This window comes from Parabacteroides sp. AF21-43, from assembly GCF_003635435.1.
Taxonomy (GTDB): domain Bacteria; phylum Bacteroidota; class Bacteroidia; order Bacteroidales; family Tannerellaceae; genus Parabacteroides; species Parabacteroides distasonis.
Genome location: NZ_QTMG01000018.1, coordinates 90697 through 104758, shown reverse-complemented (window position 1 = coordinate 104758; position 14062 = coordinate 90697). Strand labels below are relative to the sequence as shown.

The 14062-nt window shown below is 43.6% G+C and carries 8 protein-coding genes and 1 pseudogene; all 9 read right to left on the bottom strand.

Going from position 1 to position 14062, the window contains the following annotated elements:
* Positions 1 to 134, bottom strand: a pseudogene (locus DWX84_RS13520) (DNA-binding protein); the annotation flags it as partial.
* Between the two features lie 131 nt (positions 135 to 265).
* On the bottom strand, positions 266 to 1189 hold the full coding sequence (locus DWX84_RS13515; RefSeq protein WP_049702057.1) for a hypothetical protein: 924 nt from the start codon (positions 1187 to 1189) through the stop codon (positions 266 to 268).
* Positions 1190 to 1300: 111 nt separating this feature from the next.
* Positions 1301 to 2494 carry a site-specific integrase gene (locus tag DWX84_RS13510; RefSeq protein ID WP_004315367.1) on the bottom strand — a complete coding sequence of 398 codons (1194 nt, stop codon included), beginning with the start codon at positions 2492 to 2494 and terminating at the stop codon, positions 1301 to 1303.
* A gap of 178 nt (positions 2495 to 2672) precedes the next feature.
* Positions 2673 to 3626 (bottom strand): transporter, encoded by a 954-nt coding sequence (locus tag DWX84_RS13505; protein WP_122297353.1) that lies wholly within the window; start codon positions 3624 to 3626, stop codon positions 2673 to 2675.
* 112 nt (positions 3627 to 3738) lie between these two features.
* Positions 3739 to 6309, bottom strand: a complete 2571-nt coding sequence (locus tag DWX84_RS13500; RefSeq protein WP_048928026.1) for a glycoside hydrolase family 38 C-terminal domain-containing protein — start codon at positions 6307 to 6309, stop codon at positions 3739 to 3741.
* A gap of 67 nt (positions 6310 to 6376) precedes the next feature.
* Positions 6377 to 7762, bottom strand: a complete 1386-nt coding sequence (locus DWX84_RS13495) for an SGNH/GDSL hydrolase family protein (protein WP_048928025.1) — start codon at positions 7760 to 7762, stop codon at positions 6377 to 6379.
* 163 nt (positions 7763 to 7925) lie between these two features.
* Entirely contained in the window at positions 7926 to 9440 is a 1515-nt protein-coding gene (locus DWX84_RS13490) for a RagB/SusD family nutrient uptake outer membrane protein (protein WP_048928024.1), read from the bottom strand.
* Positions 9441 to 9473: 33 nt separating this feature from the next.
* Positions 9474 to 12734: a TonB-dependent receptor gene (locus tag DWX84_RS13485; protein WP_229103439.1), complete on the bottom strand. Its 3261-nt coding sequence runs from the start codon at positions 12732 to 12734 to the stop codon at positions 9474 to 9476.
* Positions 12735 to 12980: 246 nt separating this feature from the next.
* Positions 12981 to 14021 (bottom strand): FecR family protein, encoded by a 1041-nt coding sequence (locus DWX84_RS13480; RefSeq protein ID WP_005865901.1) that lies wholly within the window; start codon positions 14019 to 14021, stop codon positions 12981 to 12983.
* Between the last annotated feature and the right edge of the window lie 41 nt (positions 14022 to 14062).

The window sequence follows — 14062 nt, the reverse complement described above, 5'->3', positions numbered from 1 at the left end:
CCCGAAGTCAGCTTGTACAGGTAACTTTTTGAAAGGTTCAAGAACTTGCTCGCTTCATCAAAACTAAGCACATTCTTTGAAAGGAACACTAAATTTTCGAGTTCTGCAACTCGCTTCTCAATACTTGTTTCCATATAACAAAAGTATTTGCGTTAGACAATATGGAGTGCATGCCCTCCAGTTTCTTGTAATCGATTACGGGGGCAAAAGTATTGAGGAATAGCTTGATAGTGGATTAAGCTATGTTTGAGGTATTAACCTATTCTTAAAGTTTTTTCAGTTGTTTGATATAATTGCTGATGGTTACATAATCTTTTTCATGTTCCACCCCTTTTACATAATTGGCGGCTGTGGCTAAATCACCTTGATTCAGATATTTATCTTTCTTTATATTCTTCGTAACAAACAACTTATTCTTTGCTATAACAGATTGCCAGTTAGGTGTTATCAAACCACGATTGCTTAATTCCGAAAAAAGAAAAGCTACCTGCCTGTTGTTATTAGACCTAAATATAACTTTTGGCTTACAGGAAAGTATTGCTTTCAAATCTTCAAAAGTCATAGGAGCATTGAAAATTTCCACTTCATTGATACAATCCACCAACAATGCTATTTGTCTGTCGTTTAAAATAGACTTAAACGGATTTTCTGTTTCAGCAATATGGGAGATAATTTTAGGCTCTTGGCATTTATCTTGAATTGGTTGCGGCTCTTTCTGTTGTGGCTGCATTTCCGCTTGCACCTTACTTTCTTTCTTTTTTCGCAAGTACGCAGAATATTTTTCCAATACAACAGTTTTAACTATTACAGAAAAATAAGGCAGTTCTTCATCATAAACCGTATTATCTTGCTCATACCGGGAATAATCAAATGAAAGAGGATTAAACGACATGTATTTTCTTTTCTCATCGGATTTCAAGGATTCATAAAAACCGCTTTCCCAAAAGAAATCAGATACAGAATAAAAATATTGAATATCATTCAACACAGAATAACGAATATATAACTGCACCAACTCATCAGTGGTACGAACATATTCTTGCTGTTCCAGTTTATCAGCCTGTTCTGCGTCGAAATATAAGGACTTAGAGGCAATATTATCTATCATAACTTGGCTGGCATGATTGATACAGCGATTGAATATACCTTGTATATGGTCGAATTTTATTTTCAGTTCTTCTTCTGTCATAATAATCTATGTTTCAGTTAGTAGAAACAAAGATATATTTTTCCGGCTAAACAAAGACAAAAAAAGAAAGAAAGTACGGTAACTGTGATATAACCATACTTTCTTTTTAAATCAGTCCGTCAAATTCGGTATCAAACTTATAGCTTCTTCTTTTTTCTTATCGACAATCTTCGCATAAATTTGAGTTGTGGCAATATTTTTATGTCCTAACAATTTGCTAACTGTGTACAAGTCAGCCCCCAATGTAAGCATCATGGTAGCATGGGTATGCCGGGCAACATGAAACGAGATATGCTTAATAATCCCTGCGTCTTTCGCCCATTTTTGAAGTATTTTATTTATAGTTCCCTCATGCGTCAAAGGAAAAATCAAATCATCGCCTTTTGCTTCATTTTGTTGCGGCAACCACTTTAACGCTTCATCGGATATAGGCAGATAAAGCGGTTCTTTTGTTTTCTGCATCTTTATTTCAATTCTTATTCTTTCACCGCTTTTCTGCAAATCGTTCCACTTCAATTTTCTTATATCGCTTACACGCAGCCCACACAAACAACTGAAAAGAAAGGCTTGTTTCATTATCTCATACTTGCACTCTGTCCCGATAAGCCGCTTCAATTCCTCTATTGTCAAATACTCCCTGCGGCTGACTTCCGCTTTTACCTTACTGGCAAAATCAAACTCTTTCGTTGGATTGACCGTAATAATCCCCTCTTTATAGGCTCTATTTATAGCGGTACGCAGCACCCCATAGTAAGCAATAACGGAATTATTACTTAATACACCCCCAGCCTTTAACAAACCAAACTTGCTTGCTTTCTTCGCTTGTTTCAAGAAATCCACAAAGCTATTTAAGAAGTCCTTATCTATATCACGAAAAGCTATGTAATCCCCTCTGAACAACTTTAGTTCACGGATGGTATTACCAACAGTCTTTTCATAGTTCAAGCTGCCACGTTCTTTAGATTGGCTTCTCATGTTCATTAAATAATCAATCACATTCGCTTTTGACTTGTTGGTGTTCTGAAAACCGTGTGCATCATTTTGTAACTCCACTATCCTCTTACTCTGAATCGCTTTTGCAAGAGCCAATGTAGCTTCGTTCTTCGCCTTATCCTCCCTCGTTTTTTCGGGTATAAGGTACAACTTCAAAAATTCATATTGCCGTTTACCGCCAACATAATTTTCTTTTCTAATAACATCACCTGTATAATAGTCCAAATAAATAGACTGGTTGCCATTGGCAAGCTGCTTGAATCTAATCCTTACAGGTTCTTTCAATTTAACTTCTTGTTTTTTCTTCGCCATAATTATGTTCTTATTTTGTTACCGATACAAATATAGCGATTTGTTTTGTTACTCCAATGAATACGGGTAACAAAATAGTAACAAAATAAAGGCATTTATTAGACTAAACAAGAAAACAAGGAAAATAAAGGAAATTACACTCAATAAACATAAAATACTAAATACCAATATCTTATATTTAATATTTTATCTCATTTTTTCTCTTTTTCCACAACTGACAGCTGTTGATGATGTTCTGCCACAGCACGTAGCTTCCGGGGCCAACGGAGGATAGAGGGTTCAAATAGGTGTAAGACATCCAGATCGCTAACACGGTATTTTTTTGTCCCAAGGCTTGTCCGGCACTAATACGGTCATTGTATTTCGTGCCGATGCGCTTTCCCCAATAAAACTGCGCGATACAGGTTATCAAGCCGCCTAAAGCGATCAGGATTTCTACATAAATCTCCGCCTCGCTATTGACCAAGGATTTCACGGTCTGCCCGGTCACGATAGCTAGAGCGACGGCCCAGAGATAAAAGGCCATATCCCGAAGCCCCGCAAGGAAGCGATGGATAGGCGGCATGAATCTACGCAAGAACAAAGCGAGGAAAAACGGGAATAACAGCAATGGGAAGACTTTTCCCAAGATCTTCAAGAATGCGGCGAAGAAAGTAATCTCGGCATGCGGTTCCACTAATGGGAAGACCAGCGGCACGACAATCGCAGCTAATAGATTCGATAATAAGGTATAAGTAGTCAGACTAGAGGCGCTTCCCCCTAATTTACCCGTAATCACGGCGGCCGCCGTAGCGGTCGGGCAAATCAGGCAGACCATCGCTCCCTCGAACACATCCCGGTATTCCTCTCTCATTGGCAGCCAGAGCAATAAGGCGGCAAGCACCAAACTGGAAATCGCTTGGATAAGCAATAGCCAACCGTGCCAAGGGCTGGGCATCAATTCCCGGACAGAGATCTTACAGAAGGTCAGGAGCAACTGCGCAAAAATCAAAAAGGGCGTCAGATACGCTATTAAAGTGTACATGAACGGCTTTGTAGGCTCCAGAAAAGTAACATTGGCGAAAACAAAATACCCTATCGCACCCGCTAACATGGAGATAGGGAGTGTCCATGTCTTGAAGAATTTCAACATAACGCCTATTCTTTTAATTCGGGATGCAAAATAACATCTTTCCACCGAAAGAGGCAAGAGAAACGGGGATTAATTAGGGATAAAGAGAGACGGGACATGCCCCGTCTCTACATTAGATATTCTTACAGCTTAGTTTTAATGTCCTTATTCCGTAACGGGGGATAGAAAGACGCATTGAACTGGCGCCTTTCTTCTCGGTGACGGTTAAGTCCTCAACCAGACGGTTATCCAATTCCACCAAGCTCGCTTTCACGTCTTGTCCTTGGAAGGTTATCGTTTTAGGGGAGGCATCGCTTTGGGCATTGAATAGGCGGATGTAAAGGTCATTACCTTTATAGACCATGGAGACCAACTCGTAGGCATTATTCTCTATCCGGAAAAGGGAACCGGATGTCAAGGTAGCATCGCCGCCCAAGGTCGCGACCAAAGGCTCATTGCGTCGTTCGCTTTGTGTCCAAATACGGCTTTTCTCCCAAGTTCCGGCATGAGGGATCAAGGCATACGAGATCTCGGTCGGACGGTCTATGATATAATCCCGGCCCCACAAGCCTTTACCGGCGTATTGTACGTTCAAGGCCAATGGGAAATCCTTACCATGCGCATAGCTGGTCGTATGATCCGTGAATAATGACAGACCGCAAGAGTTATCTTTGCTCGCTACATCCACCCAATTCAAAATGATATTATGCTTGATGCTATCCCAACGATTGAAAAAGGTATTCTCCAACCGGCTCTCGCAAACATCGAACGGAGCATCCTTATAAATCTGTTGGTTGGCGATCTGGATAGGCAGATATACCAGAAGTTTGTAACGGTCGTCATAGAATGACTTACGAGGATTATCCGCACGGAATTCGATACCCGGCTCACCAATACGGGGGTTTCCTGTCCAATCCAGTTTAACACTCATATCGATGCGAGGCTCTCCCTGCGTTAACCGGATCGTTTGGGTAAATGAATACTTTCCGATCTTGCCTTTCACAGCCACCTTCACGAATAAGGGCCCTTGCTCCAACACGCTCACCTCAGCCGGTTGATCCATACTGGAAAGGAAACCGCCCTCATCGATAAAATATCCCCGAAGCTCATTAAACCCACGTTCATTCCGGTTATCCACGAATTCCTTGCCTCGTACGGCTTTCGCTTTCAAGCTTTCTATTACACCTCCTTTAGAGGGGTTTAGCACCAAGGTGTATAAATCACTTTCCATGCGAAACGTACCGTCTTTCTGTCTCTCAGCCTTCAAGGTTCCAGACTGTTTATCCTCTGCCTTCCGGATCGCATAAGAGGCATAACCGGCTGAGGGGACTTGCGCACGAAACAAGAGTTTTGAAATGCCGTCTTCCGTCAACCATTGAGCCGGTTGTTTCTTTCCTTGCTTATCAAGAACCACCCAATCCGAGTTTCTCCATGAGACGGGAACTTCCACCGCCACCAATTCATTCCGGTCGGTAGCCAAGGTATTATATACGTACACCGTGGATTCACCTTCCTTTTCTTTCAATAAGGACAAAGCGTTATCAATTATCTGACGGCTGTTTTGATTGGTCACCCCAGTCCAATCCGTAACCGTCTCCGCCCATGTCTTTTTCCCTTGTAATCGATTGTAAGGAACGATCCAGCAATCATGATGCTGCGACAATAGAAGCGTGCGCCATCCCTCATCGATACGTTCAGTCGGCCATTCCATGCCTTTGTATAAGCGAGCGTAAGCCGCCATTTTCTCCGCACGGACGATAGCGTTCTCGGCTACCCGTACCTCTCCGGCCAAACGCTGCATGACCTGCGTTCCCCACATCAAGCCACCTAGGACATTCTCTTGCGAGAAATGCCAATCATCCTGAGTAGTCCCGACGGAACAGTCTTGGATATAATTCCGCCAAGTCTTATAGGCGGTCGGCGTATAATAGCCCGTCGTATCCTGTCCCAGCCAAGGGCCTTTATCCCAACCATGGCTCCATGAGGCATCTTGGATACACATGCCGACCGGGTGCTGGATGCCGGCATCCAAGCATTTATGGATGTAGTCCTCCGTATTGAACCACGAGATGGACTGCCAACAAGAGCCGGGTTGTAAATCCTCGCAGGCGTAACGGGGGACGGTGGTAAATCTCGTACCATCCGGCCCTACCCAATTCACCAACTCACCTCCGTAGGCGCTTACGTAGCCACCCCACATCGTATTCGGGTTCTTAGTAGAGGCATACGAGAAGCCGAATGACTTCAATATATAGGGCAGGCAACTGGTAAAGCAAGGCTCCTCCGCCGAATAGGTGGTGAATACCGCCTCGGGGAAATGTTTCCGGATCAGCCGTATTCCATATTCGAATTGGCGGATAGCGCTCTCGCCGGATGTCCCGAAGAAATAACTTTGGGCATAGGTCGGGTTTACGTACTCGATCCGCCCGCTCTCCACGGATTGATCCTTAAATAAGCGCTTGAAAGCCTCGTAACCTTCAGGGTCTCGTTGCCGTACGACTTCCCATGATTCAGGCTCGATCTCGATATTGATATTCCAGTTGGGATTCTGCCTTAATTTCTGGGCGATAAAGGCGGTCTGCCCCACCGGGTAATGCCCGTAGATACCGCCATGATAGCCATCGATGAAATAGGCTTGTTGGGCATCTGCCCAACCGGCCAACAAGAATTGGCTTAATACGAATATCGCTAGTTTCTTTTTCATATAATATGTACTATTAATTCACATTTAGAATACTTCCAGTCGGTGGGAGACGGGGCACGCCCCGTCTCTACAAGTCTGTAAATTTCTTGATCTCTATTCGCAAGGGGATTGGTTTATTTTGCTCATAGATCTGGTTAACCAGATCCTGTTGCTCATTCACGCAATCCTCACGAATCCCCTTGTGCATGTATTGTAGCCAAAGGTCGCCGTTCCATTGCAAGAAGATGTCGTGGGGACGGTATTTGCGCAAGGTGTCCACGGCAGCCTCGTTGCAGGCCCAAAGCATGCCCGTCTTCCGCATCAAGTTATATTCCACCCAATAAAATTCACGCATCTTACGCTCTTTCAACCAGCGTTCCTCGTTCATCTGGCGGATCTTCATCGCTTGTTTATACTGCGGGGTATTCTGAAGAAGAGCCATATTGATGCCTCGCTCCAACTCCCTCGCCGTAAAACGACCGATAAACTCCCCACCGATCGTCAACCCGTAATATCCATCCGACAAACCGCTCACGGACAATCCCTCATAATTCATCTCATCCATAAAAGGGATAACACTCAAGGCATCTGCCTGCGTATGTTTCTCATTATCATAATAAGAGGTATCGATAGGATACGGAAGCGATTTCGCCTCGTACGTAAAAGTAAGGTTATCCGAGGAAACAGACAAATCCGAGACACGGCAATTATCCGAGCGAGTCACCTTTTTCCCCGCTCCGTCTATCCGGATATCGGCTACCGGCTTACCGGCCAGACCTTGCGCCTTCAAGAAGAGATAAGCCATGACCAGATGCCCGTCCGTAGAGGGATGTATACGATCCTTCCCGCATAAGGTATACATGGAATCCTCCGCTTGCTCCCATTGGTTGATCGCTACCATCGGGCGGTTAAAATCCACGAATCCCCATTGATTCTCCCGGGCCCGGGCATTCAGGAAATCCACGATCTCCAAGATTGGCGTATTCTTCCCCGGGAAAGCGACCTTATTGAAACGAGAAGTCTCGTCATAAGGAGAGCTTCCGATCAAGATTTTCCTCACCTCCGGATACTTCTTATAGACCTCCTCGATAAGGGCATAATCCCGGCAAGCTTTCTCTACCCGGTTCCGGGCGATCGTATCCGCCCCCGGCTTCCGAAAATCCATATAGCCGACATCGTTCATGCCAAAAGATAGCGTCACCACCGTAGGCTCATGTTCGAAAACCTTATCCAACCGCTGGTAAATCATCTCGGCTACATCCCCACCTACTCCCTCGTTAAAGATATCGATGCGTTGATCCGGGAAACGGGTCATATAATACAGCCAGATATATGAATGATAATGCCCACCGCAAGTAATGCTGTTTCCCACGAAGGCGATCCGATCTCCTTTCTGAAACGGAGCTATCGACTGAGCATATACTCCTGCAAGACCTGATAAAAGCAAACAGACAAACAAAACATATCTTTTCATCTCTATTTCTCTCTTCTCTAATTTTCTGTGATGAATAATATATACCGTGTTAAAAAATATTACTATCAATAGTAATCGTATTTATCATGGATAATAATCCGGATTACTACGGATAGTAATATCCTTCCACACACCTCTAGTCTAGAGAATCGCCCGCTTACTTTTAGCGAACGACATCCTCACCAAGCAGAGGGTTCAGTTCTTTCTCACGCAAAGGTACCGGGAAAACCAAATCCGATTCTTTAAACGGATACGTATGATTAACCGCCTGATAGCCGAATAAATCAACCATTTGCTTCGATACCGGATCAAACGCACGGTGAGTACGCAACATATCATACCATCCTGTAAACTCATAACAGAGTTCCCACGCACGCTCTTTCAATACTTGATCAACCGTGATTGAAGTCGGTCTCGCCTCATTGGGCAACGCACGGTGACGAACTTGGAAATAAGCATCCACAGCTATAGCGTCGGAAGTAGATCCACCATCCAAGGTAGCTTTTGCCTCCGCACACATTAATAGAACGTCCGCATAACGGTAAACCGGAATATTCGCCCCGCTCTTTCCTGTAGATTCGGCATTCTCATCCCAATATTTGCATAAATAAGGAACATCCAAAGTAATCGTTGTCTCCGGATCACCATATTTGGGTTTAGAAGTATAGAAAAACACCTCATTCCGTTTACGAATATCTTGGTCATCATAACTTTCATAAAACTCTTTACGAGGAGCCAAACCACCCCCATAAGCCGGAGTAATGGAAATCGGTTGTTCCGGATAAGGCAAAAGGCCAAAATGGAAAGGAGCCCCGGCATCTTGCGCCTCACGCTGGATCATAAAAATATGCTCACCACTATTTTCGTTCTCTGACGCACGCAAATCCTTATAATCAGCGAACAAGCTAAAGGCTCCACTATCAATAACCTCCTTGGCTTTCTCGTAAGCCAATTGATAATACTCATTTCCTTTTTGAAGCGGATAACCTGCCATTGTCAAATAAACCTTAGCTAAAAGGGTCTTGATCGCTCCCATAGAGACATGGCCTGTTTTATCACTCCAATCCAGCCCGGACTGCTCCGCCTTTTTCAAGTCTTCCACGATCTGGTTATAAATATCTTCCTTAGGAGACCTGGGGATCTTCACCGTATTCAGGTCTACCGTAGGTTCCGTCTTCAACGGGATATCCCCGAATAATTGTACCCCTTGGAAATAGTAATATGCCCGCAAGAAATAAGCCTCTCCCAGATACTTCGCTTTCTGGCTCTCGCTAATAATATCCGTAGCGGAAACATTTTGAATCACGCTATTACAGTTTTCCAAAGGAAAGAAAGTAGTCTTCCAGAAGTTACGAATAATGCCGTTACTCTCTTCCAAACCGGAAAGCAATAAGAACTGGTTCTGCTCATTACCGGCCGCACGAGGACGATAACTAGTACCTACAAGATATTCCAAGTTAAAAAGGTGAACTGTAGCAATCTCGAGGTCGGAACTCAACAGATCATCAAGCCCGTCATAAGTGCCATCCACAGCCGCCTTTATCTGGTTCTCTGTCGTATAATATTCAGAAGGACTCAAGAAGGTTTTCGGGTCTTCCTCTAAAAAATTCGTACAGGATGTAAAAGCCATTATTGCGGAAAGCAAGCCACACATCCATACAAGCGCTTTATTTTTCATATCTTAGTTTTTTACGAAGTAAAGATTAAATAATTAGAAATTAACACCTAAAGTAAATGAGTACGTACGAGGTTTGGGATAGGTATAAAAATCCACTCCCTGCTCAAATACGGCATCATAACTCGTTACCTCCGGATCACTACCAGAATAGTTCGTAATCAAGAACGCATTCTCCACATTGAATCCCAAGGATAAACTCTTGATGTGAGCGGCAGAAAGCATACGGGAACTAAAGTCATATTTCAAGCCGATATTACGTAAACGCAAGAACGAACCCGGCTCACAACTCCAAGAATCTACGTCATTCTCATATCCATCTCCCGGAAGGCGCAAGCTAGGCACCATCGTGTTTTGGTTTTCCGGCGTCCAAGCGTTCACCGGAATGTCCGCATAAGCATTGGAGAATGTCACACGGTTACCCATCAACTGGCGAGTGAAGTTAATCAACTTATTACCATATACCCATTGCAAATCAAACATAAACGTGAAGCCTTTCCACGAGAATGTATTTGTCATATTCATCTCGAATTTAGGAGCGCCATTTCCGATATAGTCTTGGTCTTCGCCATCCTTCATTCCATTACCATTCTTGTCCCAATACTTGATATCGCCGGGTTTCTTATTATACTTAGCGGCTTCTTCCGCCTCATCAGTACCCCATGTACCTAGGCGAACATAGCCGTAAAGAGCATTTAAAGGATGTCCCTCTTCAATGCGTCCTCCCCACTTACCGATAATATTATCATTTATATCCAGTACCATCGAGCGGTTCATCGTATAATTCCAAGAGGTAGTCCATAAGAAATCACGGCTTTGGATATTGCGTGTATTCAAGCTCATCTCAAGACCTTGATTACGGATCTTACCCAAATTTGTCATAGTTTTCTCATATCCCGAGTTAGAAGGCAATTGTAGCTCATACAATAAATCAGTCGTAATCTTATGATAATAATCCGCCATAAACTCGATACGCCCATTAAAGAAACTCAAATCGATACCCGCGTCAAGTTGTCTGGATTTCTCCCAGCGTAAATCCGGATTTGCCATACTTTTCAACGTAACGATCGTCGTCATATCCTTGCCAAAAGGAAGGCGTTTATTCTCATAACGTGCCATAGACGCATAATCACCGATTTCCGCGTTACCCACCGTACCGTAGCTCAAACGGACTTTCATATCATCAATCACCTTTTTCGCGTTCTCGAAGAAATTCTCATTGGATACACGCCAAGCGGCCGAGAATGAAGGAAAGAAACCATATTGGTTATTCAAGCCAAAACGAGAAGAACCATCCTCACGGAAAGAAGCGCCCAATAAGTAACGATTGTCAAAATTATAGTTGATACGGGCATAGTAAGAATTCATCTTATTATCCGTATAGTCTGAGCCAACCTTAGAACGTACGGTACCGACTCCCATATTATTGTACTCAAAATAATCATCGAAGAAATTCTCGGCCCCTAGCTCGCTTTTCTCTGTTTTTGAGTAATACCAACTGGCTCCCGCTACGACATTCAAGTTATGCTTATTCCAGCTTTTATCAAAAGTCAAGTAGTCCTCATTCGTCCACGACATCGTATTTCGATGTGCTTTCTCCGCTTTACCCTTTTGAGTATCTCCATAGCCGAATAAGGTACTCGGGTTATAAGATGAATTGATATAAGAACCATCCTGGCGGCTGAAGCTAGTCGTTAACTTTAACCAAGAGGTAATCTTAAACGTACCAATCACGTTAGCCAACGTGTACTGATTCTTATCGATATTCTTACGTTCCTTTAAAATCCTCACGGGATTCTCCGTATCTTCCGCACCTGGATAATCTCCTTTACGGGAATAGGTACCATCCTCATATTGAACCGGAAGGAACGGTAATGCTTCCAATGTATACCGAGAGATCGCATTCTCCGAGTTTCGGGCATTACTAGATCCAACATTCAACATGGCCTGTAAATGGAACCATTCTTTCAAATCCCATCCTACATTGATAAACGCATTCAACTGACGTTTATAAGTCTCCAACATAATACCCTGATTATCTTTATAACTTACATTCGCCACAGCGGTCAGCTTATCGCTTCCTCCGGAGAAACTAAGTGAATGCTGATGAGAAAAAGCCGTACGGGTCACGGCATCCTGCCAGTCCGTATCATATTTCGGAGTCCCGTCCGGATTGAACAGGTCATTCTTATGCGTAAACATATTGCTCGGATCCAGATGGGGAGCGATACGTCCCGGTTGAGCCTCATAAGCACGCTTGAATACATCCAAAGCCTCTTCCGCATTTAAGACATCGACTTTACGAGCTAACGTTCCGGCAGACAAAACGGTATTATACGAGATATTCGTTGTATTTTTCTTACCTTCCTTCGTTGTTATCACCACAACACCATTCGCACCTCTCGCACCATAAATAGAAGAGGAAGTAGCGTCTTTCAAGATATCGATAGACTGAACTATATTCGGATCAATCTGGTCCGGATCCACGCCAACCACACCATCGACCACATATAGCGGTGTATTGGAAGAATTCAAAGAACCGATACCACGGATTTTTATCGCAGGGCTACCACCCGGCGCACCAGAATTCAAAGCGATATTAACACCCGCTACCTTTCCGGCCAATCCTTGGAATACGTTCGTGGCATTCGGACGCTCCAATAACTTCTCCGAGTCTACGGAACCCACTGAAGTTGACAAGTTTCGTTTCAACATCGTACCATATCCAACGACAACGACCTCTTCAAGCGCTTTATAATCCTCGGCCAACTTCACGTTAAACAGTGTACGATTCCCGACCTCGATCTCTTGCTCCGCATAGCCGATATAGGAAAATGACAGGATATCGTTATTAGCCGCATCCAAGCTAAACTTTCCATCCAGATCCGTAACGGTACCGACCGTCGTACCCTTAATCACGACATTGGCCCCGATAACCGGTATGCCATCCGGATCCGTAACGGTACCGGAGATCTTTTTCTTTTGTTGCTGTACGGCGTCTTTCTTCAAGATCGTGATGTGCTTACCTGATATGCGGTAGGTCAAGTTCGTGTTTTTCAACAACTCATTCAACACGTCGGTAACTTGGCGATTCTTCACCTGTATATCCACCTGCTTACTATTATCGATATCCTCGCTCTTATAGAAAAACATGAACTCGGTCTGTTTCTCAATCTCCGAGACGACATCATAGAACGTCCCGCTCTTTACTTCTACCGTAACTTGAGCTTTTTGCGCATAGGTATCCGCCGAGACATGCAATATACCCAGTATTAAAAAAAGCAATGTGATCTTCATGATTGATTTAAATTTTTTAGGTAATAGATCATCACTATTCCAAACTTTTTCCATAAATTTGTAAATGTTTTTTTATTAAGGACTTACCTCGATCGCACGGTTTCAGCGGACTGGCGAGAAAGGTGATTCATAAATTAAAAACGAATAAGGATCGGGGGTGAGTGGTGTCAGTCCCGATTCTTTTTTTGTGATCAAGTATTTGTCATAGGCAATTCCAATGTTTAAGGTTATACATCTATTATTTTGTTATTTGCTTCTCGCCGATATCAGAATATCTTTTCCGTCTTTCATGAAAGTGAATTGTTTCTCCGAGTTAATAATATCCAACACCTCTTGTATACCTTGATCCAAAGAGAAGGTTCCCGTGTAGCGGATGTTCCGCAGACTGTCATGCGCCAAGCGGATATTTACCCCATAGTAATTCTCCAGACGTTTTACGATAGAGACTAAGGTCTCATCCTTGAAACGATATTTCCCTCCTACCCAAGCGTTCGAGATCGAGGCATCTGTCTCTGACAAGAAAATAGAGCCGGTCCGGTTATCCGACCGGGCTTGTTGATTCGGCTTTAGCTTCATGCTACTCATTTTCCGTCCTTGAGCGTCAAAAGATTCCAACAGGATACTACCACTTAATAAGGTGGTGACGCTAAAGCGATCATCGTTGAAAGCCTGTATATTGAATGAGGTTCCGAGTACCGTGATTTGTTGGTTCTTTAGTTTTACGATGAAAGGTTTCGAATGATTCTTCGCAACCTCGAAATAGGCCTCACCCTCCAGATGAACCACACGCTCATCTCCATTAAAAGAGGTGGGGTATTTAAAACGGGTGGAGGCATTGAGTATGATCTTACTGCCGTCGGATAGCAATAGCGTGTTCGCACGTCCGCCTTTTTCCACTACGATCTCGTTATATTCCATATCGCCGGCATATAAACGATTGCTTATCCATTGATTCATACCCACACCTACTCCCATAGCGATTACGATAATCGCCGCATATCTCAAGAATGAAAGCCAGAACTGTTTGCCAAGGACCTTGGATTTCACAGATACGCCAGAGATCGCATCCAGCTTTCCAGCCATTCGCTCCCAACTACGCTCCACGGAATAATGGTTCAAGAACGCCACTTCTTTCCGAGTGTCAAAAAGCCCCTTAAGCTCAAAGAAGTGGGCTTTATTAGCGTCACTCTCATGAATCCAAGCATCCAACACCCGAAGTTCATCCTCTTGAATCTCGTTCTGCAAATAGCGTATGATCAGTTCTTCTATCGAATTATTAGATTCCATTTTCTGTTTCATTTATAATATATACGACCGGTTTCCTCTTT

Bases quoted from the DNA above. Each gene is read 5' to 3' on its own strand.
- DWX84_RS13515 (WP_049702057.1), bottom strand. From the start codon at position 1,189: ATGACAGAAGAAGAACTGAAAATAAAATTCGACCATATACAAGGTATA.
- DWX84_RS13510 (WP_004315367.1), bottom strand. From the start codon at position 2,494: ATGGCGAAGAAAAAACAAGAAGTTAAATTGAAAGAACCTGTAAGGATT.
- DWX84_RS13505 (WP_122297353.1), bottom strand. From the start codon at position 3,626: ATGTTGAAATTCTTCAAGACATGGACACTCCCTATCTCCATGTTAGCG.
- DWX84_RS13500 (WP_048928026.1), bottom strand. From the start codon at position 6,309: ATGAAAAAGAAACTAGCGATATTCGTATTAAGCCAATTCTTGTTGGCC.
- DWX84_RS13495 (WP_048928025.1), bottom strand. From the start codon at position 7,762: ATGAAAAGATATGTTTTGTTTGTCTGTTTGCTTTTATCAGGTCTTGCA.
- DWX84_RS13490 (WP_048928024.1), bottom strand. From the start codon at position 9,440: ATGAAAAATAAAGCGCTTGTATGGATGTGTGGCTTGCTTTCCGCAATA.
- DWX84_RS13485 (WP_229103439.1), bottom strand. From the start codon at position 12,734: ATGAAGATCACATTGCTTTTTTTAATACTGGGTATATTGCATGTCTCG.
- DWX84_RS13480 (WP_005865901.1), bottom strand. From the start codon at position 14,021: ATGGAATCTAATAATTCGATAGAAGAACTGATCATACGCTATTTGCAG.